The organism is Xanthomonas sp., assembly GCF_017163755.1.
Taxonomy (GTDB): Bacteria; Pseudomonadota; Gammaproteobacteria; order Xanthomonadales; family Xanthomonadaceae; genus Xanthomonas_A.
The window spans coordinates 80,567-106,133 of record NZ_JAFIWC010000020.1; the positions used below are offsets into that span (position 1 = coordinate 80,567).

At 68.8% G+C, this 25,567-nt stretch carries 19 protein-coding genes and 1 pseudogene; 15 read left to right on the forward strand and 5 right to left on the reverse strand.

The genetic code is table 11. From position 1 onward, the window contains the following. Window positions 1–143 precede the first annotated feature (143 nt). Complete coding sequence (locus JR065_RS14380; protein WP_206234950.1) at window positions 144–2,909, forward strand: TonB-dependent receptor; 2,766 nt, start codon at window positions 144–146, stop codon at window positions 2,907–2,909. Window positions 2,910–3,315: 406 nt separating this feature from the next. Continuing rightward, on the forward strand, window positions 3,316–3,789 hold the full coding sequence (locus tag JR065_RS14385) for an SMI1/KNR4 family protein (RefSeq protein WP_206234952.1): 474 nt from the start codon (window positions 3,316–3,318) through the stop codon (window positions 3,787–3,789). Window positions 3,790–3,867: 78 nt separating this feature from the next. On the opposite strand, the gene JR065_RS14390 is transcribed toward JR065_RS14385, so the two are convergent. The 3 genes from JR065_RS14390 to JR065_RS14400 all read right to left on the reverse strand — a co-directional run bounded on the left by JR065_RS14390 (window position 3,868) and on the right by JR065_RS14400 (window position 7,083). Beyond that, window positions 3,868–5,226 (reverse strand): glycoside hydrolase family 16 protein, encoded by a 1,359-nt coding sequence (locus JR065_RS14390; protein ID WP_206234953.1) that lies wholly within the window; start codon window positions 5,224–5,226, stop codon window positions 3,868–3,870. Window positions 5,227–5,419: 193 nt separating this feature from the next. Further along, a complete protein-coding gene (locus JR065_RS14395) occupies window positions 5,420–6,652 on the reverse strand; it encodes an MFS transporter (RefSeq protein WP_206234954.1) in 1,233 nt (410 codons plus the stop codon). Next, complete coding sequence (locus JR065_RS14400; protein ID WP_206234955.1) at window positions 6,649–7,083, reverse strand: MarR family winged helix-turn-helix transcriptional regulator; 435 nt, start codon at window positions 7,081–7,083, stop codon at window positions 6,649–6,651. Before JR065_RS14400 ends, JR065_RS14395 begins: the two co-directional genes overlap by 4 nt. 327 nt (window positions 7,084–7,410) lie before the next feature. On the opposite strand from JR065_RS14400, the gene JR065_RS14405 reads away from it, so the two are divergent. From JR065_RS14405 to JR065_RS14415, 3 genes are all read left to right on the forward strand, one after another. Then, on the forward strand, window positions 7,411–8,481 hold the full coding sequence (locus JR065_RS14405) for a winged helix-turn-helix domain-containing protein (RefSeq protein WP_343237274.1): 1,071 nt from the start codon (window positions 7,411–7,413) through the stop codon (window positions 8,479–8,481). A gap of 209 nt (window positions 8,482–8,690) precedes the next feature. Continuing rightward, window positions 8,691–9,098, forward strand: coding sequence for an SMI1/KNR4 family protein (locus tag JR065_RS14410; RefSeq protein ID WP_206234958.1), 408 nt, complete (start codon window positions 8,691–8,693; stop codon window positions 9,096–9,098). A 404-nt stretch (window positions 9,099–9,502) separates the two neighbouring features. After that, on the forward strand, window positions 9,503–9,835 hold the full coding sequence (locus tag JR065_RS14415; RefSeq protein ID WP_206234959.1) for a DMT family transporter: 333 nt from the start codon (window positions 9,503–9,505) through the stop codon (window positions 9,833–9,835). Window positions 9,836–9,887: 52 nt separating this feature from the next. Here the strand turns inward: JR065_RS14415 and JR065_RS14420 are convergent, their stop codons facing one another. Next, window positions 9,888–12,923, reverse strand: coding sequence for a PAS domain-containing protein (locus JR065_RS14420; protein WP_206234960.1), 3,036 nt, complete (start codon window positions 12,921–12,923; stop codon window positions 9,888–9,890). A gap of 393 nt (window positions 12,924–13,316) precedes the next feature. Here JR065_RS14420 and JR065_RS14425 point away from each other — a divergent pair, with 393 nt between their 5' ends. The 6 genes from JR065_RS14425 to JR065_RS14450 all read left to right on the forward strand — a co-directional run bounded on the left by JR065_RS14425 (window position 13,317) and on the right by JR065_RS14450 (window position 21,561). Continuing rightward, entirely contained in the window at window positions 13,317–16,142 is a 2,826-nt protein-coding gene (locus JR065_RS14425) for a type VI secretion system Vgr family protein (RefSeq protein ID WP_206234961.1), read from the forward strand. A 14-nt stretch (window positions 16,143–16,156) separates the two neighbouring features. After that, window positions 16,157–17,104, forward strand: a complete 948-nt coding sequence (locus JR065_RS14430; RefSeq protein ID WP_241093632.1) for a DUF4123 domain-containing protein — start codon at window positions 16,157–16,159, stop codon at window positions 17,102–17,104. Then, complete coding sequence (locus JR065_RS14435; RefSeq protein ID WP_206234964.1) at window positions 17,101–17,658, forward strand: DUF3304 domain-containing protein; 558 nt, start codon at window positions 17,101–17,103, stop codon at window positions 17,656–17,658. The genes JR065_RS14430 and JR065_RS14435 overlap by 4 nt, the downstream gene beginning before the upstream one ends. Beyond that, on the forward strand, window positions 17,655–18,206 hold the full coding sequence (locus JR065_RS14440; RefSeq protein ID WP_206234965.1) for a DUF3304 domain-containing protein: 552 nt from the start codon (window positions 17,655–17,657) through the stop codon (window positions 18,204–18,206). Before JR065_RS14435 ends, JR065_RS14440 begins: the two co-directional genes overlap by 4 nt. Further along, window positions 18,203–20,614, forward strand: coding sequence for a T6SS phospholipase effector Tle1-like catalytic domain-containing protein (locus JR065_RS14445; RefSeq protein WP_206234966.1), 2,412 nt, complete (start codon window positions 18,203–18,205; stop codon window positions 20,612–20,614). Before JR065_RS14440 ends, JR065_RS14445 begins: the two co-directional genes overlap by 4 nt. 335 nt (window positions 20,615–20,949) lie before the next feature. After that, on the forward strand, window positions 20,950–21,561 hold the full coding sequence (locus tag JR065_RS14450; protein WP_206234968.1) for a nucleotidyltransferase family protein: 612 nt from the start codon (window positions 20,950–20,952) through the stop codon (window positions 21,559–21,561). 363 nt (window positions 21,562–21,924) lie between these two features. Here the strand turns inward: JR065_RS14450 and JR065_RS14455 are convergent, their stop codons facing one another. Beyond that, window positions 21,925–22,881, reverse strand: coding sequence for a diguanylate cyclase domain-containing protein (locus tag JR065_RS14455; protein WP_206234969.1), 957 nt, complete (start codon window positions 22,879–22,881; stop codon window positions 21,925–21,927). Between the two features lie 522 nt (window positions 22,882–23,403). Here JR065_RS14455 and JR065_RS14460 point away from each other — a divergent pair. The 4 genes and pseudogenes from JR065_RS14460 to JR065_RS14475 form a co-directional block, all read left to right on the forward strand. Further along, window positions 23,404–23,769, forward strand: a complete 366-nt coding sequence (locus JR065_RS14460; protein WP_206234977.1) for an ArsR/SmtB family transcription factor — start codon at window positions 23,404–23,406, stop codon at window positions 23,767–23,769. A 52-nt stretch (window positions 23,770–23,821) separates the two neighbouring features. Next, a complete protein-coding gene (locus JR065_RS14465) occupies window positions 23,822–24,313 on the forward strand; it encodes an arsenate reductase ArsC (RefSeq protein WP_206234970.1) in 492 nt (163 codons plus the stop codon). 86 nt (window positions 24,314–24,399) lie between these two features. Then, window positions 24,400–25,464, forward strand: coding sequence for an ACR3 family arsenite efflux transporter (arsB, locus tag JR065_RS14470; RefSeq protein WP_206234971.1), 1,065 nt, complete (start codon window positions 24,400–24,402; stop codon window positions 25,462–25,464). 4 nt (window positions 25,465–25,468) lie between these two features. Further along, window positions 25,469–25,567 (forward strand): annotated as a pseudogene (locus tag JR065_RS14475) (thioredoxin-disulfide reductase); the annotation flags it as partial.

The window sequence follows — 25,567 nt, forward strand, 5'->3', positions numbered from 1 at the left end:
ATCCGCCCAATGCGGCGCACCCGCGCAGGCCCTGCATTCAAGGTCTTTCCGCGGCCGTGGCGGCGGCGCGCTGTCGCCGAAGTTGACATGCGCGCCGCGCGGAACGTAAGTCACGGTGGTCGACACGGGCCTGGAGGGAGCTCATGACAGCCAACGCCATCGCGTCGCGGCGCATCGCGCGCGGCGCATTCTTGCTGGGGAACCCATGCCGTCTGGCCATGGCCTGCTGCATCGCCTTGGGCGCCGTGGCCGCCGCGCAGGCCCAGGATTCGGCTGCCCAGGCCCGGCAGGAGGCGACCACGCTCGAGACGGTGAGCGTCACCGGCATCCGCCACAGCATCGAGACCTCGATCGAGACCAAGAGCGAGTCCACCTCGATCGTGGAGGCGATCTCGGCCGAGGACATCGGCAAGCTGCCGGACATCAGCATCGCCGACTCGATCTCGCGCCTGCCCGGTATCGCCACCCAGCGCGTGGACGGGCGTTCGCAGGTGATCAACATCCGCGGCATGTCCGAGCAGTTCGTCGGCACCACGCTCAACGGCCGCGAGCAGGTCAGCACCGGCGACAGCCGCGGCGTGGAGTTCGACCAGTATCCGGCCGAGCTGATCAACGCGGTGACGGTGTACAAGACGGCCGACGCGGCGGTGATGGGGCAGGGGCTGTCGGGCACGGTGGATCTGCGCACGATCCGCCCGCTGGACCTGGACGAGCGCCGCATCGTGGTGAGCGGCCACGGCGAAAGGAACTCGTTGGGGAGCCTCAGCGACGACGGCGACGACAGCGGCTACCGCGCCAGCGCGTCGTACGTGGACCAGTTCGCCGACGGCACCATCGGCGTGGCGCTGGGCGTGGCGCGGCTCAACTCGCCGTTCCAGGAGAAGCACTACAAGGAGTGGTGGTGGGCCAACACCGACGTGTGGGGCGCGCCGCAGCCGGGCAAGCCGGCCGACGCGGTGGCGCTGCAGGGCTCGGAGGCGTGGGTGAAGTCGCGCGACCTCACCCGCGACGGGGTGATGGGCGCGCTGGAGTTCAAGCCCAACGAGCACTTCCACAGCCTGCTCGACCTGTACTACTCCAAGTTCGACCAGGACGAGGTCACCCACGGCACGATGTGGTCGAACGACCCGTTCTTCACCAACGATGCCGGCGGGCAGGTCGGCTACCGGGACGTGGTCACCACCGACCGCGACGGCGTGCCGGTGATCGTCCAGGGTACGCTCACCGGCGCCCAGCCGGTGATCCGCAACGACAGCAACCGGCGCCAGGACAAGATCCTGTCCGCCGGATGGGCCAATACCTTTTCCTGGGATCCGTGGACGCTGACCCTGGACCTGAACTACTCGCGCGCCGAGCGCCGGCAGTCGCAACTGGAGACCTACGCGGGCCTGCTCGGCCAGCAGGACATCGGCTTCGACGTGCCGCTCAGCCCCGGCTACGGCCGCTACGCGCTGCCGGACATGGCCGACCCGGGCGCGGTCTATCTGTGGGATCCGCAGCACTGGGGACACGACGGCCGGCTGGAGAATTCCTGGCAGAAGGACGAGATCAAGGCCGCGCGTTTCGAGTTCAACTACAACGTCGATACCGCCTTCGTGCGCAGCTTCGACGTCGGGGTCAATCTCAACCGGCGCAGCAAGGACAAGCGCGCCGAGGTGTATTTCGCCGACCTGCCCGGACGCGTGCCGGTGCGGGTGGACCCGGCGCTGCTGATGTCGCCGACCTCGCTGGGCTTCGTCGGCATCGGCGGGGTGCTCAGCTACGATCCGCGCGCGCTGCTCGACCGCTACTACGAGGTGAGCCTGTCGGAGAGCAACGACGACCTGCGCAAGGACTACGTGGTCGAGGAGGACGTCAATACCTTCTTCGTCCGCGCCAACATCGACATGGACCTGGGCGAGCGCGTGCGCGTGCGCGGCAACGCCGGCATGCAGTACATCGGCACCGACCAGTCCTCCACCGGCTTCAACGCCAACGGCGGCGCGGTGGTCGGCTCGCAGACGCTGGGCACCCGCTACCACGACGTGCTGCCCAGCCTGAACCTGGTGTTCGACTTCGGCGAGGGCTGGATGGCGCGGCTGGGCGCGGCCAAGCAGCTGATGCGCCCGCCGATCAACTACCTCAGCGCCGACTCGGACGCCAGCGTCAACCAGACCACCGGCGAATGGAACGGCAGCGGCGGCAATCCGACGCTGGAGCCGTACCGCGCCAACGCGGTCGACCTGTCGCTGGAAAAGTACTTCGGGTCGGCCAGCTACGTCAGCCTGGCGCTGTTCTACAAGGACCTGGAGACCTACATCTACCGCCAGAACCTGCAGTGGGACTTCAGCGGCTACGATCCCGACGGCGAAGTGCCGATCTCCGACATCGGCACCTTCTCCACCTGGGCCAACGGCACCGGCGGCTACCTGCGCGGGGTGGAGTTCGCTGCGACGGTGACCGGCGATGTGTTCGCCGAGGCGCTGGACGGCTTCGGCGTCCAGCTCAACGGCTCCTACACCGAATCGTCGGTCGACCCGGACCCCAACGACAGCTCGCCCGGCACCGACACCATTCCCGGCCTGTCCAAGGTGGTGGCCAACGCCACGCTGTTCTACGAGAAGCACGGCTTTGGCGCACGGGTCAGCCAGCGCTACCGCGACGGCTATCGCGGCGAGTACAGCTCGCTGTTCGGCCAGCGCCAGTACCGCAACACGCTCAGCGAACGCGTCACCGACCTGCAGCTGAGCTACGACTTCGGCGACGGCAGCCGGCTCAAGGGCCTGTCGCTGATGTTCCAGATCAACAACGTCGGCAACGAACCGTTCCGCACCGTGGTCAGCGAAGGCACCGGCACCGGCCTGTTCCTGCCGGAGGAATACACCGAGTACGGCCGGCAGTACCTGCTCGGGTTCAGCTACAAGCTGTAGGCGAGCAACGTGCGGCTGCATGCACTGCGGTGTGGTGTGGTGCGGTGCGGTGCGGTGCGGTACGGCCGTGCCGCCCGCTGCACACGGCGTGGTCGCTGTACTCCTCCCGCGCCATCGCGCGACAGCGTGCGAGCGCGTGCGTGCCGAAGCGACCCCAGGCGCGCGCTCGCCGAACTGCATAGGGCGCGGTTTGGGCGGGCGCTGGCAAACCATGGCACGACGGTTCGGCCGCGACGCTGCGCGATCTGCGAAACGCGCTGGGTTATCCTGAGCCGTTGCGTGAAAGCCCGTCGCCGGTGCGACGCGCCTTCGCGCACCGCATCGAGCGCCTAGTCCGCTCTGGCTCGCCTGCAAGGTCGGCTGTCATGGACCGGAGCCCGGCGTTGCTCATGAATGGAGACATGCATTGATTGAGAACACCTTCTCGGATTGCGAAGCGGCCGTCACCGCGGCGGATCTGGACCATGCGGAATCGGTGATCGGAAAGAAGCTGCCGCCGTCCTTTCGAGATCATTACCTGAAGTACAACGGCGGCATGCCGGAGCGGGCATATTGGGTCGACGGGAAGTTCTTTGATCCTGTGGAAGTGGCCGCCTTCAAGCCGATCGCCCACTGCGATTACACGCTGCTCTCCACCTACCAGCTGATGCTGAAGAAGCAGGTGCTTCCCGCGCGCTTGCTGCCCTTCGCGAACGACCTGGGCGGCAACTTCTTTTGCCTGGATCTGGATATGGGGGGAGTCAGCTATTTCACCACCGACAACTTCTACGGCGAACTCAGCCCCGAAGAAAATCAGATCAAGTCCGAGAACTACCTTTGCGCGGATTTTCCCGGGTTCGTTCAAGGGCTGGTCGCCGAGGACGATCTCGACGAAGAATGATCGTGGCGAGGGTTGCCGGCGGCCCGACTCGGCGAAACCGGGCTTCGCCAACGCCGCGGCCAGCGAGCGGGTTTCGCGCTAGGGGCTCTGGTAGTAGACGTCGTCGATGGCGATCGCCACGTCGGCGGCGGGCGGATCGGCGACCACCATGAACATCTGCTTCACCGCCTGCAGGTCCAGGTCGTAGAAGGCGCTGAACGGGATGGTCACTTCGTGCCAGGCGCCGTCGCGGACCAGGCCGTATTGCGGCCCGCCCTGCACGAAATCCACCCAGCTGTCGCCGAAGGAGGTGTTGATGCCGATCTTGAAGGTGGAAGGGGTGGTGGTCTTCAGGCGCAGCTTGAGCGTACCGCCGGCGTAGGCGCCCAGGTTGCGGTAGTCGATGAAGATCCCCAGGCCCCACCAGGCGCCGGCATTGGCGCGGAACGCCATCACCTGGCTGCCTTCGAACGGCGCCTCGGCGATCGGGGTCAGGTTGTTCCACAGGTACAGCTCGGCGTCCTGGCCGAAGTTCAGCTGGCCCACGGTGTCGCTGCGTTCGGTGTAGACGCCGAACTTGCCCGCGGGCACCGCATGCGCCGCGCCGACGTACAGTTCGCTTCCCGGATTCTGGTACAGGCGGATGTAGTCCACTTCCAGCCTGCCGGGCATCGGCGCGGTGACGCCGGCCGGCGAACCCACGCCGGTATAGGTGCCGCCCACGGCGAGGTTGAGCAGCAGGAAGTACTGCTGGTGGAACTCGTGCAGCGAGGCGCCTTCGATGTCGGAGATGGCGAACTCGAAGTACGGCTGGTCGTCGATCCAGGCGCGGATGAACTGCGCGTCCCAGGTCATCCGGTAGACGTGGAAATCAGTGTGCAGGTCGCTGGGGTGGTCGTAGTCGCGCCCGTAGTCGGCCTGCGAGCCGTTGTAGTCCCAGTGCACCGCCGCGCCGATGCGGCGGTTGGCCAGGCCGGCGGCGATCGCCGAGGCCGAGCCGGCCTCGAGCAGGTCGATTTCGCCGCGCGCCGGCCACACGCCGATGGTGCCCAGCATCCAGTACGCCGGCCACAGGCCGTTGCCCACCTGCGGGGTCTTGATCCGCGCCTCCAGCGTGCCGTACTTGAAGTGCATGCGGCCCTCGGTCTTCAGGCGCGCCGAGGTGAACGCGCTGCCCTGGAAGTCCTCGCGCCGCGCCTCGATCACCAACCGGCCGTTCTCGATCCGCGCGTTCTCCGGCCGGCTGGTGTAGTACTGCAGTTCGCTGTTGCCCCAGCCGCACAGGCCGATCTGGCAGCCGTTGCCGACGTCGTAGATCCACTTGCTGCCGTCGATGCCGGGCCCGTCGAAATTGTCCTCCCACACCAGCGTCTGCGCGGCGGCCGGCGGCGCGAGCGCCGCCGCGACGGTGCCGGCCACGATTGCGAGCGAAACGGCGAAAGCGCGTAGTCCGTCCATATCGGCCTCCTCGGCATGCGGGGTGCGATCGCCGGCAGTGGCGATCCAGCAGCGAACCTCCGGTGTCGGCGCGGCGCTGTCAAAAGGAATTTGCGCCGCCGTGGCGTTCCGGATTTGCTATCACGGAAATTCGTTTGCGGCCGATGAAATTTACCGGCGGCGGGATGCCGCCCATGCTGCGCAACAACACGCCTCAGGCGCTGGCGGGCACCGGCCGGCGCTCGCGGATCGGCAGGTTGACCAGTGCCGCGGCAGCGGCCAGCGCCATGTCCGCGTACCACATCCACTGGTAGTTGCCGAAACGCTCAAGCGCCACGCCGCCGAGCCAGGCGCCGAAGAAGCCGCCGAGCTGGTGCGAGAGTAGGGTCAGCCCGAACAGCGTGCCCAGGTAGCGCGGGCCGAACAGCTTGCCGATCAGCCCCGCGGTGGGCGGCACCGTCGCCAGCCAAGTGAAGCCGAGCGCGGCGGCGAACAGGTAGAACGTCAGCGCCGTGGGCGGCGCCGCCAAGTACAGTGCGATCAGCACCGCGCGGCTGGCGTACATGGCCAGCAGCAGCCACTTCATCCGGTAGCGCTCGCCGAGCTTGCCGGCCACCAGGCTGCCGGCCACGTTGAACAGCCCGATCAGCGCGATGGACGCCGCCGAGACGCTGGCCGGAAGCCCGCACAGCGCCACCTCGCCCGGCAGGTGAGTGACCAGGAAGGCGATATGCACGCCGCAGGTGAAGAAGCCCAGGTGCAGGCACCAGTAGCTGCGGTCGCGCACGGCGATGCGCAACTGCGCGCGCAGTCCCGCGTCGGGCTGCGTGGCCGCCGCGGCGGCCGTCGGCGCGTGCGCGGCCTGCTTGCGGCGCAGCGGCCAGGCCAGCGGCAGGGTCAGCAGCGACAGCGCGGCCACCCCGGTCATCGCCATCGCCCAGCCGGCGGCGCCGATCATCCACTGCACCAGCGGCGCGAACAGGAACTGGCCCAGCGAGCCGCCGGCGTTGATCAGGCCAGCGGCGAACGAGCGCCGCTCCGGCGCCAGGCGATGCGCGGTGGCGCCGATCAGCACCGAGAAGCTGCCGGCGCCGGCGCCGGCCGCGGCGAGCAGGCCGAGGCTGAAGATCAGGCCCCATTCGCTCGGCATCAGCGGCGCCAGGCCCATGCCCAGCGCCAGCAGCGCGCCGCCGAGCAGCAGCACCGGCAGTGGCCCGCGCTGATCGGCGATGGCGCCGAACACCGGCTGCACCGCGCCCCAGACGAACTGGCCCACCGCCAGCGCGAAGCTGATCGCGGCGATGCCGACGCCGCTGTCGCGGTGGATCGGCTCGACGAACAGGCCGGTGGTCTGGCGCGCGCCCATCGTCAGCATCAGCATCGCCGATGCGGCGACCAGCAGCCCCCACTGGCCGGAGCCGGGGGGATGCGGCGCGGCGCGGCTCATGCGGCGGCGCCCGTGGTATGCAGGGCGCGCTCGAGCTGGCGCAACTGCTCGTGCAGCGCGTCGATCCGCTCCGGCCCGGCCAGCGCGTCGATCCGCGCCTGCGCGCGCTGCCAGTGCGGCAGTGCGCGCTTGAGCAGGCGCCGCCCGGCGGCGCTGACGACCACCAGCTTCTGCCGCGCATCGTCGCCGCGCCGTTCCTCGACCCAGCCGGCATCCAGCATCGGCTTGAGGTTGCGCGACAACGTGCTGCGGTCCATGCCCAGGCGCTCGGCCAGCGCGCCGAGTTGCCGCGGCTGGCCGGCGCGGCGCAGGATCGAATACTCGTTGAGGCTCAACCCGACCTTGCCCAGCTCGCGGTCGTAGACCTGCGTGGTCCGTCGCGCGGCGCGACGCAGCAGGAAGCAGGTGCAGCGGCAGGGCGTTTCGGTCATGGGACGCAGATTACGTGCATATGCACTTATTCTGCAAGCGGGGAGGCGGGTGCGAATGGGCGGTTGCGCGGATGGTTTCGGGACTGGGGACTCGGGACTCGGAAGAGCGTTGGGCTGGCTTGGCTTTTGCGTGGCCTGGCCGGTTTCTCGGCCCGTCCGGCGCAGCGCGACAGGCGCGAGCCGGGCGGCTAGGCGCCATCGCCGCTGCGCCGCTATGCTTGCCGCATCTCAACCTCCCGATTGCCGATGCGTAAGACTCCGGCTTCCTCCGTCGCGCTGGCCCCCGCCCGGGCTCGCGCGCTCTGGCTCGATGCGCAACGACTGAACGTGCCGGCGCCGTTCGGCGAAGGCGCCGAAGCGGTGCGCCTTGCCACCGCGCATCTGGGCTACGTGCAGATCGACACCATCCATGTGATCGAGCGCAGCCACCACCATGTGCTGTACAGCCGCATTCCCGCCTACCGCAAGCGCGACCTGGACCAGGCGCAGTCGCGCGACAAGTCGGTGTTCGAGTACTGGACCCATGCGCTGGCCTACGTGCCGGTGGCCGACTACCGCATGTACGTGGCGCAGATGGCGCGCTATCGCGAACGCGCGGACGCGGCGGGCAGCGTGGATCGCGCCGACTACGCGAAGCTTTTGCGGCGCATCCGCGACGAGGGTCCGCTGTCGATCCGCGACATCGACGACGAGGTGCTGGTCGAGAAGACCCATCCCTGGGGCAGCCGCAAGCCATCGCGCGCGGCATTGCGCTACGGCTTCTTCAGCGGCGAGCTGGTCGTCAGCCAGCGCAGCGGCATGCTCAAGACCTACGAGCTGAGCGCGCGCCATTTCGGCTGGAGCCGGCGCCCGCGCGCGGCCAGCGAGGCGCAGTTCGCGCAGTACCTGCTGCAACGCGCGCTGCGTTCGCAGGGCGTGGTCGGCGTGGATTCGGTCTGCTACGGCAACAACGCCGCCAAGCCCGCGGTGCGCGCGCTGATCGAGGCCATGGTCGGCCGCGGACGGCTGGTCGCCGTGCACCTGCAGGGGCAGGAACGGGTGCCGCTGTGGGCCGAGCCGGCGCTGCTGGAAGCGACCGTCCGGATGCCGGACGAGCCGCTCGCCCACCTCCTGTCGCCATTCGATCCGCTGCTGATCCAGCGCAAGCGGCTGCAGCAGTTCTTCGGCTACGAACACCGCTTCGAGGCCTACGTGCCGGCGGCCAAGCGGGTGCTGGGCTACTTCGCGCTGCCGGTGCTGGTCGGCGATCGCATCGTCGCCGCGCTCGACCTGAAGATGGACCGCCAGGCCGGCAGGATGCTGATCCAGAAATGGACCTGGCTGGTCCCGCAGCGGCCTGCGCTGAAGGCGGCGATCGGCGCGGCGCTGGAGCGTTTCGAGCGCTTTCACCTGCGATAGCCACCGGCGGGCATGGCGCCGTTGCGCGCTGGACCTCATGGTTGGGGCGAGACGCATCCGGGCGGGGGCGTGTCTTCGCGGTCGCCGCCGTCGGCAATGGCGGCAAGGCCGGGCGGTCGTGAGCGGTCGTGGGCGCCCCTGCAGGCGTGATGCGGGCGAGGCTTATACTTTCGCGGCCCGTTCAGGAGCAGGACAAGAGAAGCGTTCGAATGAAGTTGATCCTCGAAGATTCCGGGCAGGCACTGTCGGTGCAGGAACTGATCGAGTTTCAGGACGGATTCGGTGCGCAATTGCCGGAGGCCTTCAGGCAGTTCTATCTGGCGCACAATGGCGGCGACCTGTCGGACAGCAACGGCGACAACGATTTCCTGCTGGGCGGCTTCACGCCGATCAAGTACGGCGTGGCCCCGGTCGAGGTGGTCTATCGCAACCTGGTCGACAGCCTTCCGTCATTGGAGGGCCTGGTTCCCTTCGCATACGATTGTGTTGGCAACTCTTATCTGTTGTCGCTCAGGAACGATGACTACGGGAAAATCTATCTGTACCTGATGGACGAAGACGAGCTGGCATTCGTATGCGAGTCGTTCGAGGAGTTCATGGCCGAGCTCACCGGCTGAGAGCACGCTCCGGCCACGGTCGAGCCTTGTTCCGGTTGCTGCCGTAGTCAGTCGCCTGGATGACGCAAGTGCCGTCGCGCCTTCTTCCTACAGGCCGGCTGGCAAAGGATGGCTGAGTGGCTTCCGGCGCCGCTGGCGTTGCGCGACCGCATCGCCGGCGCTCACGGCGCGGGCTGCGGGTACCACGCCTTCGGCCGACGCCATGGTGCTGGCATGCCGCGTACGGCCGCCACGAATCGAGCCGGGATGGCCGCAGCATCGCCGGATCCGCGGCCGCAGCGCGCAACGCATCCGATCGGCCCTGCGTCGCCGCCACGGATCCGGCTGCGCACAAACAAAAAACCCCCGCAATACGGGGGCGGCGGGTAGTGTCTGCGCCCCAATCCGGAAGAAGGTGGCTTGCGATGAAGAACTGGGTGTTCCTGTTTATCGCGATCGTCGGCGAAGTGACCGCGACCTCGTCGTTGAAGGCGAGCGAGGGCTTCACCAAGCTGTGGCCGTCGCTGCTGGTCGTCGTCGGCTACGGCGTCGCGTTCTATTTCCTGTCGCTCACCTTGCGCAGCATTCCGGTGGGCATCGCCTACGCGCTGTGGTCGAGCATCGGGATCGTGCTGATCTCGCTGGTGTCGTGGCTATGGTTCGGGCAGAAGCTCGATGCCGCGGCGATCGCCGGCATGGCGCTGATCGCCGCCGGGGTCGTGGTGATCAACCTGTTCTCCAGCTCGGCGCAACACTAGCCGCACGGCGTTCCGGTGACCGCCCGCTGCGGCGGCCACCACGGCCCGTCGCCTAGTTCTCGCACACCGACGCCGCCGCTTCGCCTTCGTTGGCGCCTTCGCCGGCGCCCATCGCGTCTGCCAGCGCCTGCGCCAGGCTGGCGCGCGAATACGGCTTGGGCAGGCGCGGGATCTGCGGATAAGCGCCGGGCGCGAGGTCGGTGTAGCCGGAAACCAGCAGGATCGGCAGCGCCGGGCGCCTGGCGCGCAGGGCCACGGCCAGCTGCGTGCCGGTCATGTTGGGCATGGCGTAGTCGGTGACGACCAGGTCGAAGTCGTCCTCGTCGAGGATCGCCAGCGCCTCCTTGCCGGAGCCGGCCGCAGCGACCTGATGCCCGAGTTCGCCGAGGATCTGCACGGTATTGGCCAGCACCAGCGGATCGTCGTCCACCGCGAGGATCTTCCACGGCCCGGCCGCGTCGGCCTGCGCCGGCGGTGCCGCCGCCCGGCCGCGCGGCGCCGTGTCCGCGGCGCCGGCGGCCAGCGCGGGCAGCCATATTTCCGCGGTGGTGCCGGCGCTCGGCGCGCTGCGGATCAACAGCGTCCCGCCGCACTGCTGGGCCAGGCCGTGCACCATCGACAGGCCCAGGCCGGTGCCCTTGCCGATGCCCTTGGTGGTGAAGAACGGTTCGGCGGCGCGCTTGAGCGTGGCCTCGTCCATGCCCACGCCGGTATCGGTGACCGCCAGGCATACGTAATGGCCGGGTTGCAATCCGTCGACCGCATGCGCGTGCCGCGCCGCGCGTGCGGCGATGACGATCCGGCCCTGGCCGTCCATCGCGTCGCGCGCATTGATCGCCAGGTTCAACAGCGCCGATTCGAGCTGGTTGGCGTCGGTCTCCACCGCCGGCAACCGCGCCGGCAATTGCAGCTCGACCGCGATGGTGGCGCCGAGCGAGCGTTCCAGCAGGTCGGTCATGCCTTCGATCAGCGTCCTCACGTCGATCCGCTCGGTGCGCAGTTCCTGCTTGCGCGCGAACGCCAGCATGCGCGAGGTGAGCGAGGCGCCGCGCTCGGCGCCGGCGGTGGCGTTGTCCAGCAGGCGCAGCAGCGCCGGGTCGTCGGGCACGCGCAGGCGCAGCAGTTCCAGGCTGCCCAGGATCACCGTCAGCAGGTTGTTGAAGTCGTGCGCGATGCCGCCGGTGAGATTGCCGATTTCCTCCATCTTCTGCGCCTGCCGCAGCGCCTGCTCGGCCATGATCCGCGCGGTCATCTCCACCGCCTCGAACACCATGCCCACCACCGCGCCGGACGGATCCTGCACCGGCCGCAGCGACAGGTCGAACGCGCGCAGCCCGGTGGGCAGGTTGAGGGTCATGCTCATGTGCTCGGTGCCGCCGGCGGCGACGCGGCGCACCGCTGCCTCGACCAGCGCCGGCGCGCCGGCGGTGTCGGCGAACCATGGCGTGGTCCACAGCGGCCAGCCCTTGATGTCGTCCAGGCGCGCGCCGATGCCTTCCAGCGCGGTGGCGTTGGTGTAGCGCAGGCGGCCATCCAGGTCCAGCAGACCCTGGAACAGGTGCGAGGTCTCCAGGATGGTGCGGATGTTGGATTCGCTCTGCGCCAGCTCGGCGGTGCGTTCGGCCACCTTTTGCTCAAGCTCGCGCACGAAGCGCTGCTCGCCCAGGCGCCGTTGCGCTTCCGAGCGCACGCGCTCGATGTGCGCCCAGGAGCGCTCGGTCACTTCGGTCAGCAGCGCCTGCTCCTCCTGCGTCCAGCGGCGCGGCGCCTTGTCGTGCACGGCCATCAGCGCGGTCAGGCGGTGCTCCTTGACCAGCGGCATGCAGATGGTCGCGGCCAGGCCGATGCCCAGGAACGTGGCCGCTTCCTCCGGCGCCAATTGCGCGCGGGTGTCGTCCAGCACCAGCGGCAGGCCCGCGTGCAGGTTGTGCAACGCCAGTTGGCCGAACGCGGCCAGGCTGTAGTGGCCGGTGATGCTCTGCGAGCCGGGCGCGCTCCAGTCGCCGCGGATGGTGAAGCCGTCCTGGTCCGGGTCCATGTCCGCGTAGGCGCACACCGACACGCTCATGTGTTCGCCGAGCATGCGCGTGGTGATGGCGAGGATGACGCTGGCGTCGGTGCTGGCCGCGGTCGCCTTGGTCAGCGCATCGAGGAAGCGCAGCCGCCGCTCGTTGGCGCGCAGCGCGTCGGCGGCCAGGCGCCGTTCGGTGACGTCGTAGCCTTCGATGAAGATGCCGCTGACCTCGCCGGACGGGCCGGTCACCGGCTGGCAGACGAAGTCGAGGATGCGCTCGCGCGCCTGGCCTTCGCCGTGTTGCAACTGCACCTTGGCGGCGTTGCCGACGAACGCCGTCCCCGAGCGGTAGGCGTTGTCCAGGATGTCGATGAAGCCTTGCCGGGCGATGTCCGGCAGCGCGTCGCGGATCGGCAGGTCGAGCAGGTCGCCGCCGCCCATCAGCCGCACGAACGCCGGGTTGGCCAGTTCGACCACGTGCTCCGGGCCGGACAGCATCGCCATCATGCCGGGCGCCTGCTCGAACAGCCGGGTCAGGCGGGAGCGCTCGGCCTGGATGTGCGCCTGCGCGCGGACCCGCTCGGTGGTGTCGACGACGAAGGCGATGACGCCGGCCGGCTGGCCGCCGTCGTCCAGCACCGGCGAATAGTCCAGGTCCATCCAGACCTGCTCCGCGCGCCCGTTGCGGTACAGGGTGAGCTCCTGGTCCTTGTACGACAGCGTGCGGCCGGACAGCCCGACCTTCATCACGTTGTCGTTGAAGTCGGCCACTTCCGCCCAGCCGCGGCGGACCTCCGAACCGAGCAGCTGCGGATGCCGCGCGCCGGCGAAGACCGCGTAGGCGTCGTTGTAGATCATGATGCCTTCCGGCCCCCACAGCAGCACGATCGGCAGCGGCGAGCGCAACAGCATCGCGGTGACCGTGCGCAGGCTCTGCGGCCAGCCCGACAACGGGCCCAGCGGGGTGCGCGACCAGTCGAAGCGGCCGATCAGCTCGCCGGTGCGGCCACCGCCGAGCAGGAAGGAAGCGTCGTCCGGGGCCCTGGCTTCGGCGCTTGCGGGGTCTGGGCTCATGGACGGAATTGCGGTGCCGTGCTGGATTGGACGGCGGTACTCTACCGGAACGCTTTTCGGCGGCCCGTGACGCAGGATTCATGCGGCGCAAAGCGCCGGGCGGGCCTGGCGGCGCGGCAGTGGACAGCACCGTCCGCCGGCTCTGGCCGGCGGCTTCGGCAAGGTACAATGGGCGGCCAGGCGTCGGCCGCGGGCCGTCGTCCGGTTCGGGCGGTGGCGCGGGCGTACGCATCGGCTTGCAGCCAGCGGCGCGCTTGCGCCGGCTCCGTGGCGGCGGCGATGCAGTCGCAGCGTGTGCAGTGGCAAGCGGTCGCGGCAATGGCGGGTGGAACTTCGGCGTGTGGGAGCGGAAAGGACTCCGGCACCAGGACCAAAAAGGATCGAGGTAGAGCGATGGAAGCATTGGGTTTGTTGGCCGCCTCCCTGGCGCAGCTGTCCGCAAGCGAGCGCCTGTACCGCCTGGAATTGCCCGACGGCGACGCGCAGGCCCTGGTCGAGCGCTGGAGCGGCGAAGAGCGCCTGGGCGGCGGATTCGTATGGTGGGTGGACGTGCTGAGCACGCAGGCGGGGTTGCCGCTGGAGGCGTGGCTGGGGCGTCGTGCGACGCTGTACACGAAGCTGGCCGGCGGCGGGGAGAGCCCGCGCAGCGGCCTGGTGCATGAGGCGTACGAACTGGGCAGCGACGGCGGGCTGGCGCGTTATCGCGTGGGCCTGGTGCCGTGGACGTGGTGGCTGGGGCAGGGCCGGCACAGCCGGGTGTTCCAGGAGCGCACGCTGGTGCAGATCGTGGAGGCGGTGTTCGCCGACTACGCGCCGCAGGCGAGCTGGCAGTGGAGCCAGGAAGTGAGCGGGTTCCTGGCGCAGGCGCGTCCGCGCAGCTACTGCGTGCAGTACCGCGAGAGCGACCTGGCCTTCGTGCAGCGGCTGCTGGCCGAGGAAGGGCTGGGGTGGCGGCTGCAGGAGTCGGACCAGGCGCCGTGCGGCCACCAGCTGGTGGTGTTCGCCGACAGCGCCGCGCAGCCGCAGGACGCCAGTTCGGCGCAGGGCGGCGGGCTGCGCTACCACCGCAGCGACGCGACCGAGGCGGCCGACAGCGTGCTGGCGATCGGCGCCACGCGGCGGCTGGGCAGCGGCCGGCTGACGGTGCTCAGCGAGGACTTCAAGACCCGCCAGGCGCGCAGCGCGCAGCTGCCGCTGCACGGCGGCGGCGGTCAATCGCTGCGCGAGGTGTACGAGCCGGTGGGGATGTACGCCTTCGCCAGCGCGCAGGAAGCGGACCGCTATGCGGGGCTGATGGCGCAGGCGCACGAGGCGCAGTGGTCGCCGTGGCAGGGCCGCAGCACGGTGCGCACGCTGCGCGCCGGGACCTGGTTCACCCTGACCCAGGCGCCGCAGCAAGGCCAGGCGCCGCCAGCGCAGCTGCTGCTGACCCGGCTGTGGCATGCCGGGATCAACAACCTGCCGGTGGACCTGCGCGAGGCGGTGCAGTCGCAGCTGGGCGCGCCGCCGGCGTGGCCGGAGGCCAGCGCGGTGGCCGCGCGCAGCACCTGGACCCAGGCCGAGGCGGTGGGCTACGGCAACGCCTTCGAGGCAGTGGACCGGCAGCAGCCGTGGCGCCCGGTGCTGGCCGACGGCACCGGCGCCCGGCTCAACCCGCGGCCCACCGCCCCCGGCTACCAGACCGCGGTGGTGGTCGGCGCCAACGGCCAGGCCGGCGCCGGCGGCAACGAGGTCCACGCCGATGCGCTGGGCCGGATCCGGGTCAAGTTCCACTTCCAGCAGGACGCGGCGGCGTCGGCCGCGCAGGACAGCACCTGGCTGCGCGTGGCGCAGCGCTATGCCGGCCCGGGGGTGGGCAGCCAGTTCCTGCCGCGCATCGGCCAGGAGGTGCTGGTGGGCTTCCTGGAGGGCGACATCGACCGCCCGGTGGTGCTGGGCACGCTGTACAACGGCAAGGGCGAGGCCGGCACGCCGGCCACGCCGGGCGGCCAGGCCGCCGAGGCCGACACCCAGGCCTACGCGCAGGCGCGCGATGGACGCGGCAGCGCGCAGGCGAACCTGGCCGGCGGCCACGCCCCGGCCTGGCACGGCGCCGGCGGCGGCGAGGCGGCGCACCGCAACGCCACCGCGCTGTGGGGAGTGAAGTCCAAGGAGTGGGGCGGCGAGGGCCACAGCCGGCTGGTGTTCGACGACAGCGACCAGCAGCTGCGGCTGCAGCTGGCCACCACGCAGGCGGCCACGCAGCTGAGCCTGGGGCACCTGATCCACCAGGCCGACAACTACCGCGGCAGCTTCCGCGGCGAAGGCTTCGAGCTGCGCACCGACGCGTGGGGCGCGCTGCGCGCCACGTCGGGGCTGTGGCTGAGCAGCTACGGGCGGACCCAGGGCCCGGCCGGCGAGGCGGCGCAGCCCAGCGCGCTGCTGACCCAGCTGCAGACCCTGGGCAAGACGTTTTCGCAGGCGGCCGGCACGCACCAGACGGTGAAGCTGGCCGCGCACGAAGGGGCGAAGCAGGCGAACCAATCGAAACTGATCGCCGACCAGGCGCCGCTGCAGGCGTTGCTGAGCAGCGTGAAGACCACGGTGCCGGGCACGGCCTATGCCGAGGCCAAGGGCGCGGCGGCCGAACGCAGCGCCAGTCCGGGCGAAGGCCGGGTGCCGCACACCGGCGATGCGTTGCTGGGGCTGGCGTCGCCGGCGGGGATCGGGGTGGTGGCCGGGCAGGGGCTGAGCTGGAGCGTGGGCGAGACGCTGACGCTGGCTAGCGGGCAGGGCAGCGAGCTGGCGGTCGCCGGCCATGGGCGGCTGCACAGCGGGCAGGCGATCGGCGTGCTGGCCGCGGCGGTGGAGGGCGGGCAGACCCAAGCCAACAGCCTGAGCCTGGTCAGCGGCGAAGGCGAGCTGGACGTGCAGGCGCAGTCGGACGAAGTGCGGGTGCAGGCCAAGCAGGGGCTGAAGGTGGTCAGCGCCAACGCCGAGGTGGAACTGGCCGCGGGCAAGACGGTGCACCTGGCGGTGGCCGGCGGTGCCAGCGTGACGATCGAAGGCGGCAACATCACCTTCGCCTGCCCCGGCACCATCACCGTGCATGCGAGCAAGAAGTCGTTCGTGGGGCCGGCGAACCACAGCGCTCCACTTCCGCTATTTCCGCAATCGGTGTGCGTGGAGTGCATGCTCAAGGCGGCCCGTGCGGGCGCCCCGTTCGCGGTATTGCAGTAGGGATGCCGTCCTTCATGCCGGCCGACTTTGCCATCGACCATCTCGACGCGGGTGCGCGCGCGGCCCTGGCCGCGCGCATCGGTGCCGAACCCACGCCTGCCTGGGTGTTCGCCGATCTGGCGCTGGTCGACGCCGCGGCGTTCCATGCCCGCCTCCGGCGCCGTTCATGGCCGGCATTCAATGCGTATGCATCGTCCAACCTGTCCGCATTCGAAGAACAGGGAGTCTGGCTGCTGCCATTGGAACCGACAACCGAGCGCGCCAGCGCGCAAATCCAGGACTTGCTGGCCTGGACGGACGGAGCCCCGGCATTGAGCTGGCTGTATACCGCCGCCGAGCAAACCGCATTGCAAGGCCTCGCCAGCTACCTTGCGCGGATCAAGCTCGAAGACCGGGTCGCTCCGCTGCACTGCCGCTTCGCCGATACGCGGGTATTGCCGGAACTGTTGCAGGCGCTGGACCCCGCGCAGCGCGCGCGCGTTGCGCAACTGATCCAACGTTGGGGTTGGATCGGCCGCAACGGCGAAATCCGGCACTGGCAGTCAGAACCCGATGCAACGGCCGACGAGGCCGAACATCTGCGGCTGAGCGCGGCGCAATTCCGCCGGATCCGCGCGGCGGCCGAACCCGATGCAATCTTCGCCCTGCTGCTGGAACAGACGCCCAGCCTGGTGCCGGCACGCGATCGCGGCCAGTTCCATGCGCACCTGTGTGCCATCCTGGCCACTGCGGATCGATACCATGTGTACGATCTGGAAAGCCGGCTGCAGTTCGTGGTCCTGAGCCTGAGCTGCGGCGAGGACTTCCATCGCTTGCCGTGCCTCCAGGAACTGTGGGCCGATCTCGCACTGGGCAAGTACCGCATGGTCGAGCGCATGCAGCTATGGGGCGACGATGTCTGGGACCAGCTCGAGGCCAACGCACCGTCCCGCACCGCCGACAGTGATGGCGCGCCCGCATGATGCGACGACGGCTGCTGATGCCGGTATGCAACCCACTGCTGGTGTGCCTGGCGCTGGCTTCATGCCGCGCCGAGCCGGCCGACGACACGGCCGTGGCCAAGATCAGCCCCTACAACCACACTGCGGACTACATTCACCAGTTGTACGTGAATGGGCAGTGGGGTGGCAATTCCTATCCTTTCGAGGGCGGCGGCAGCTTCGTGTGTTGCGTTACCTACCCGCGTCAATGGCAGCCGGAACTGACTGCAACGGTGCGCTGGACTACCTCCAGCGGGATTCCAAGTGGTAACGATCCGACAGAGACTTGGCACGAGAAAGTGGTCCCGATCGAGCGTTACGATGAACTCGGAACCACGTTGAATGTTCATTTCCTTGCCGATGCGCAGGTTCGCCTGCTGATATCGAACGCGTCGGCGGGTACGCCGGGCTACAAAGGCCCGGACGCCCCGGTCAAACCTGAGAACTGGCCGCCGCCTTCCTCGCCCGCACAACCGGCGATAAACCCAGTGACAACGTCGCCAGCCGCAGGCATGGCAAATGGAGCATCACGATGACGAACGACCAATCTCGATCCGCGTTTCGTGGACCTGGACGCTGGCATCGCTGGGGATGGGGCGTGCTGTGCATGCTGGTGCTAACGTCATGCCGGGCTGAACCGGCCGACGACACGGCCGCGGCCAAGATCAGCCCGTACAACCACACCGAGGACTACATTCACCAGCTGTACGTGAATGGGCAATGGGGTGGCAATTCCTATCCTTTCGAGGGCGGAGGCAGCTTCGTGTGCTGCGTCACCTATCCGCGCCAGTGGCGGCCGGGGCTGACTGCGACAGTGCGTTGGACTACCTCAAGTGGGATTCCGGGCGGTAACGACCCAACCGAGACATGGCACGAAAAAGTGGTCCCGATCGAGCGCTACGAGAAGACCGGTACGCGCTTGAACGTACATTTCCTTCCTGGCGGGCAGGTTCGCATGCTGATCTGGAATGGCGTAGCCGGTTCTCAGGGCTACAAGGGGCCAGACGCGCCGGTCAAGCCGGACGACTGGCCGCCGCCACCTTCCCCACCCAAGCAACCAGCCCAGGCCAAGGAGCAGCCATGAGCGATTTCAAACCAGGATGGTATGCGGTCAAGCGCCAGCAGGACGGTTCCACCGAGACCTGGTATTTCCAGACCGCCGAACGGGTGGTCGCTACGGCACTGGTCCTGCCCAATGGCGACCAGATCCTGTATTTCCGGCCTACTGCGCAGCAGCCGTTCCTGTCGAAGAAATGGTCGCCCGCGTACGAATTGTTGCCCAGCGCCCCGCCCGGCGACCATTGGGACAACGCCAGGTACGGCGCCAAACCCGATGGCCGCACCGAGGTGCCCAAGGACTTCTCGCGCAGCCAGCGCAAGCCCAGTCCGCGTGAGCTGAGCCAGCGCGCCGGCAAGGCCTGCGTGGCCTCGGTCGATGGGTTGGACTGCACGCGCGAGATCCACGTCGCCGTGTTCTTCGACGGCACCAACAACAACATGAAGCGCGACCGCCAGGGCCAGGGCCATTCCAATATCGTCAGCCTGTACGATGCGCACAAGCAAGATGGCAAGGAGCATTTCCGCTACTACGTCCCAGGCGTCGGTACCCCGTTCGAGGAAATCGGCGAAAAGGGCGAGGACGCCAAGGGCAAGAGCATGGCCCGAGGTGGCGAAGATCGCATCCACTGGGCATTGTTGCAGGTCTACAACGCCGTTGCTGCGTCGGTGACCGGCTTCGACTTGTTGGACGAAAAAGAAACTAAGGATCTGGTGACCAGCACCTTCACCGGCCTGCGCACCTGGTACCGCCTCGGCGACGGGAAGATGCGCTCGATCTTCCAATGCGTGGACGCGCGCCTGACCAAGCAACTCGGCGATACGCGGCCGCGCATCACCCGGATACACCTGTCGGTGTTCGGCTTCTCGCGCGGCGCGGCCGAAGCGCGGACCTTCTGCAACTGGGTGGCGCTGGCCACCGAGGGCAAGGTGGGTGCAGCCGATGTCAACCTGCGCTTTCTCGGTATCTACGACACGGTGGCTTCGGTGCTGCTGGCCGATTCCTCGCCGGCGGGCAGTGGCCTGTTCGATTGGGCCAACAAGACCATGCGCATTCCGGCGCAGGTGGAGGCCGCGGTCCACTACGTGGCCGGGCATGAGATACGCCGCTCGTTCCCGGTGTCCACGGTGCGCGCCGGCGGGACCTGGCCGGCGCACACCAAGGAATTCGTCTACCCCGGCGCGCATTCGGATATCGGCGGGGGCTATTCCCCCAACGACCAGGGCAAGGCGCGCGGCGGCCGTGCCAGCCTGATGTCGCAGATCCCGCTCAACGACATGTATTTCGAGGCGGCGAACGGTGGCGTAAAACTGCGTCCTTTGGACGCGTTGCAGGCAGAAGTGCGCCAAGACTACATTGTCGATCCCTCGCTGGAAAAAGCCTTCTCCGCCTACCTGCAATGGACCCCGGCCAACGAAAAGAGCGAGAACCTGTCCGGCTCCAAGCGCGGCGTGATGGAGAACCGCATGGAACAGCAGATGCGGCGCTACTGGCGCTGGCGCGCGAGCAAGCGAACCGAAGCGCAGTTCCGGGCGATGTCGAGCTGGCAGCATTCAAACGCCCAGGACCGGGTCGACCTGGAGGAAGGCAACCGCGACTGGATGCAGGACATTGAGCGCGCCCGCGCTGCGCATCGTCCGTCCACGCGCCAGATAGCTACCCGTGCCGGCGTGCACAAGATCGAAGTCGCGCCGAATCCGAGCCAGGTGCAGCGCGATCTGCTGGCGGCGGTGGACGATGCCACGCCGATCCCGCAGGAGGTGGACCGCTTCTTCGACGACTACGTGCACGATTCGCACGCCGGGTTCTGGCTGCTCGGGCCGGTATCGCAGGTGGACAAGAACATCTTCGCCAACGAGATCCGCAAGAAGAACCAGGCGCGCATGCATCTGCTGGCCGAGGCCAAGCGCTACGAGGAAGAGGGCGAGTACGAGGGCGCAGTACGCGCCCGCGCGCTGGCCGCCCAATACGAGCTCAACCATTTCGAGCAGAAGGTGCTGCAGCAGAACCCCAATGTCAGCGACGACGAACACCCGGCCAAGATGCCGCTGATGACCGATGCGCAAGCAAAGGAGCTGCGCGAGATCGGCGGCTTCGATGGCTGGGTGGTGCGCAACGTGCTGGGCAGCGGCACCCGGCGGGAGGCCAATGGGCCGGGCCAGTATCGCCGGGTGCTCGATCGCGACCACGAACGGATCCAGTTGCTGGATGAGGCGGCCTATCAGGCAGAGCGCCTGAGCGAATCGGTGCAGGAAGGCGTTAACGACGCCGTCGAATCGGCCAAGCAGGCGGCCGCCGACGCCAAGCAGCGCGCGCAGCGTGCGGTTGGCGAAGCGGTCGAGGAAGGGATCGATGCGGCCGGCCGCGCGGCAAAGCAAGCCGTGCAGGAGGGCTTGAAGAAGCTCATCCAGCCGAGCGGCCCCCGACTCTACTGAGCGGACCGCTACGTTGTCGGCGCCGAGTGCCTGCAACGGTGGCGCTGGCCGCTGCCTGCCGTTTCGTCGGATCGCAGTGCCTGACGCTTGGGGCGTGGCGGCAGCCGGAAGTCACCCCGCTACGACATGCCTGCTCCTACGCTGATGCCGTTTTCGACGAACTGGGACGGTGACATGTCGGTTGACCGGCGCTGTATCGATCCTTTCGTATCCAAGCGCACGAGCTGCGCGGCGTTTGCGCTGGCGGCATGGCCTGCCGAAAGACCTCTCGCGTCCGCGTGGGCGACCGCTCGCGCGGGCTGGGACGTTTCCTGGTTTGGAACGAGCGCGCCGGCATGACCAAGCCGCATGCGGCCTTGATCCTCGGCGCCGGCGGCAGCCGCCGCCTGGGCCAGCCCAAGCAACTGCTGACCCGCGACGGGGAGCCGCTGCTGCGGCGCGCTGTGCGGCTGGCGCTGGCGACGTCGCCGCGGCGCTGCCTGGTGGTGGTCGGCGCGCAGGCCGAATCGACGCGTGCGGTGCTGGAGGATCTGCCGGTGGAGATCGTCGGCCATCCGCAATGGGCGCAGGGCATGGGCAGCAGCCTGGCCGCGCTGCGCGCGGCGGTGGGCGAGGACTCGGCCATCGCGCGCAGCCTGATCCTCGGCTGCGACCAGCCTGCGCTTGAGGAAGTGCACCTGCACGCGCTGCTCGAGGCGGCCGGGCGCGCCGCCTCCGGCTGCGCGGTCAGCGGCTACGCCGGCGTGCGCGGCATTCCAGTCGTGGTGGCGCAGTCGCAATGGCGGCACGCGAACCTGGCGGGCGACCGCGGGCTGCGCACGTTGTTCGAGAAGCTGGGCTGGGACACGGTGGGCTGCGTCGTCGCTCCGGCGCTGGCGCTGGACGTGGATACGGCCGACGACGTCGCCGCCGCGCAGGCGCGCGGCTGGCTCGATTCACCCGCATGAGCGGAGCGCGGATTCGGTCGGCCTGCGACGCCACTCGCTTCAGCGTTCTCATAAATCCAAGCGGCTGGCTCGATCCACCCAACCCATGACCCGAACGCGGCTTCAGTCGGCATGCCACGCACTGGCTTTCGGGTTATCAGAAAGCCAAACAGTCCAATCTGCTCAGCCGCGGTCGAGTTGGACGTGCCGGCGCCTGCGAACACGACATGAACTTGTTCGCGCTGGTCAAGTTCCAGGGGCCCGGCCGGTGCGGGTGGCTACATAGCCGCGCACGCGACTGCCAGACGCAGCTAAGAGTAAGAGCGCAGCTAAGGGTAAGAGCGTTGTCTTGCCACCGGCGACGGCGCTAACGCTAGCATCCGATCAGTCGGCCGGCGGCGCATTCCCGGCTGCCGACGACGCCTGGCTCTTGAGCTGGCTCAGTTCCTGGTCCGCGCGAAGATAGACGCGCTCGGGTGGCTCGTTCTCGTGGGCGGATTTCGCCGCGCCGACCAGGATGCGCAGGTCCACGCCCACGCCCGGCCGCAGCGCGGCCTGGCGCAGGCGGCGCATGCTGTCGTCGGCTGCGGCGCCGTGCAGCACGGCGATGAATTCCGGGCTTCCGGTGACCCGGTTGACGCTGTCGCCGAGTTCCGCGTGCACGCAGTCCTCCAGCGACTGGTGCAAGCGCTGCAACGCGCGCTCGAGCACAAGATCGCCCATCGTCTCCACGGCAGTGGCGAAGTCCTGCAATTCCAGGATCGCCACCGTATAGCCGCCGGTGGTGGCCATCGCCTCGCTCGGCGCGTGCGCCGCGCCGAGCAGGCCGTCGCGCTCCGTGGCCAGCTCGCGGCGGCGGCTGTCGATCAAGCCCATGGCCACGCGTGACAGCGCCTGCAGCGCGTCGCGCTGCTGCGGCGTCAGCGTGCGCGGTTGGCGGTCCAGCACGCACACCGTCCCCAGCGCGACGCCCTCGGGGGTCAGCAGCGGGGCGCCGGCATAGAACCGCACGCCAATCCCTCCGCTCACCCACGGGTTGCCGGCGAAGCGGGGATCCAGGCGCAGGTCGCGGACCTCCATGATCCGGCCGGGCTCGCGTATCGCATGGTCGCAGATGGCGATGCCGCGCGGGGTCTGGCGCATGTCCAGCCCGCGCTGCGCCTTGAACCACTGGCGTTCGCGGTCGATCAGCGTCAGCAGCGCGATCGGCGTGCCGCACAGCGCCATCGCCACGCCGACCAGATCGTCGTAGACCCCGTCGGGCAGGGTGTCGACGATACGGTAGCTGTCCACGACGCGTTGACGCGCGAATTCGTCGTCGGCATTGGCAGAGGTCTGCATGGCGGGCGTATCGGCGGTGGGACGGCCATCCTTGCATGCGCGCTGTGGGCGATGCGTGGACGTGATGTTGATGCGTTCCGCGCTGCGAGGAGGGCGACGCGCACCGTGCTGCGTCGGCAGCGCCCGACGCCGGGTGTCGGCGCTGTGCCCGGTGGCAACGTGCCTGCGAACTGCCGCAGGCGCTGGTTCGCGGCTGCCAGCGATGCCGCGACCGCGATGGCGAGCCATTTATTTGCGGGACCGCAGCCTGTGCGTGCATTTGCGGCGTTGCTCGGTCTCGCGGAAGAAGTGGGGTCTGGCGACCGATTGGCCCAGGCCCAGGCATCGTGGCTTTTCCCGCGAAGCGGCGGTGCCACGAATTCGTGACCGTTCACTCCTGGTCGCAGCAGCAGGGGTACGTGCGACGGCTCGGTGATGCGCGGCGACGTGCTTCGATGCCACGGATACAGCGCTGGCCCCAAGTCGCGTGCGGTTCTCCTGACCCCGCTTGCATGCCGGAAAACATTCGACTATTCTAGAAACATGGAAATAAATCAGGCCACGCAAGCGCTTGCCGCGCTCGGTCATGCCACCCGCCTGTCGGTATTCCGGTTGCTGGTGCAGGCCGGCCGCGACGGCTTGCTCGCGGGGGAGATCGCGCAGCGGCTGGGCCTGCCCGGCGCCACCTTGTCGTTCCACCTGAAGGAGTTGTCCGCCGCCGGCCTGGTCGGCGGCCAGGCGCGCGGACGCACCATCTGCTACCGCGCCGACTTCGACGGCATGAACGCGCTGCTCGGGTTCCTGACCCACAACTGCTGCAATGGCGAAGCGGACTGTCTGCCCGACGCCGCACCGCCGGCGGCGTCGCGTGCGCCACGCAACGTCACCGGGCGGCCGCGTCGGTCCTGAGCACGCCGCTGACGTTCCGACCACCATCCCCATATCCTATCGAGACGCTCCGATGAACAAGCGGGTCCTGTTCCTGTGTACCGGCAATTCCGCGCGCAGCGTGCTTGCCGAGGCGACGCTGCGCGCCTGGGGCCAAGGCCGCTACGCCGCGTTCAGCGCCGGCAGCCAGCCGGCCGGCACAGTCAATCCGTTCGCGATCGCGCAGCTGGCCAGCGAAGGGTTGCCGGTCGACGGGCTGCGCAGCAAGTCCTGGGACGAGTTCGCCGCTAGCGGCGCCGAGCCGCTGGACCTGATCGTGACCGTCTGCGACAGCGCCGCCGCCGAGGCCTGCCCGGTGGTGTTCGGCGATTTCGTGCGCACGCACTGGGGGCTGCCGGATCCGGCAGCGGTCGGCGGCAGCGACGAGGACAAGCGCACCGCGTTCGCGCAGGCGCACGCGACCGTCAAGCGGCGCTTGCGCGCATTCCTGGCGCTGCCCGACGCGCTGTGGGACGACAGGGCCGCGCTGAAGCAGGCGCTGGACGCGATCGCGGCGATCGGCTGACGCCTCGCCCGCGCCGCCGCTGCATCGAAGCGCCGCCCGACCAGGCGGCGCTGCCCGGGCATGGGCCCGACCGCCGAGATCCGATCATGCAAGACGCAAACCCGCCGCGCCGCCTGTCGTTCCTGGACCGTTACCTGACGTTGTGGATCTTCGCCGCGATGGCGCTGGGAGTCGGCCTGGGCGCGGCGTTCCCGCGCCTGCCCGACGCATTGCATGCGCTGTCGGTGGGCAGCACCAACGTCCCGATCGCGATCGGCCTGATCCTGATGATGTATCCGCCGCTGGCCAAGGTGAAGTACGAGGAACTGGCGAAAGTGTTCGCCGACAGGCGCGTGCTGGCGCTGTCGCTGCTGCAGAACTGGATCGTCGGGCCGGTGCTGATGTTCGCCCTGGCGGTGCTGTTCCTGCGCGACTACCCGGAGTACATGACCGGGCTGATCCTGATCGGGCTGGCGCGCTGCATCGCGATGGTGCTGGTATGGAACCAGCTGGCGCGCGGCGACAACGAGTACGTCGCCGGGCTGGTGGCGTTCAACTCGATCTTCCAGATCCTGTTCTTCAGCGCCTATGCGTGGTTCTTCCTGTCGGTGCTGCCGCCGCTGTTCGGCCTGCATGGCAGCGTGATCGACGTGGGCTTCTGGACCATCGCCGAGGCGGTGCTGATCTATCTCGGCCTGCCGTTCGCCGCCGGTTTCGCCAGCAGCCGCTGGCTGAAACGGGCCAAGGGCGCGCATTGGTACGAGCAACGTTTCCTGCCGGCGATCGGCCCCATCACCCTGGCGGCGTTGCTGTTCACCATCGTGGCGATGTTCAGCCTGAAAGGCGGCGATGTGCTGAGCATCCCGCTGGACGCGGTCCGCATCGCGGTGCCGCTGACGATCTACTTCGTGGTGCAGTTCGTGCTCAGCTTCTTCATGGGCAAGTGGATCGCCAAGGACTATCCGCGCACCACGGCCATTGCATTCACCGCCACCGGCAACAATTTCGAACTGGCGATCGCGGTGGCCATCTCGGCGTTCGGCCTGGCGTCGCCGGCGGCATTCGCTGCGGTGATCGGGCCGCTGGTCGAAGTGCCGGTGCTGATCCTGCTGGTGCACGTGGCGCTGCGGCTGGGCCGGCGCCATTTCCAGGATTTTCCTCGAGGAGCGTAGTTCCATGGCGACACGACACAGCAAGTTGCTGATCCTGGGTTCCGGCCCGGCCGGGTGGACGGCGGCGGTGTATGCCGCGCGCGCCAACCTCAAGCCGGTGGTG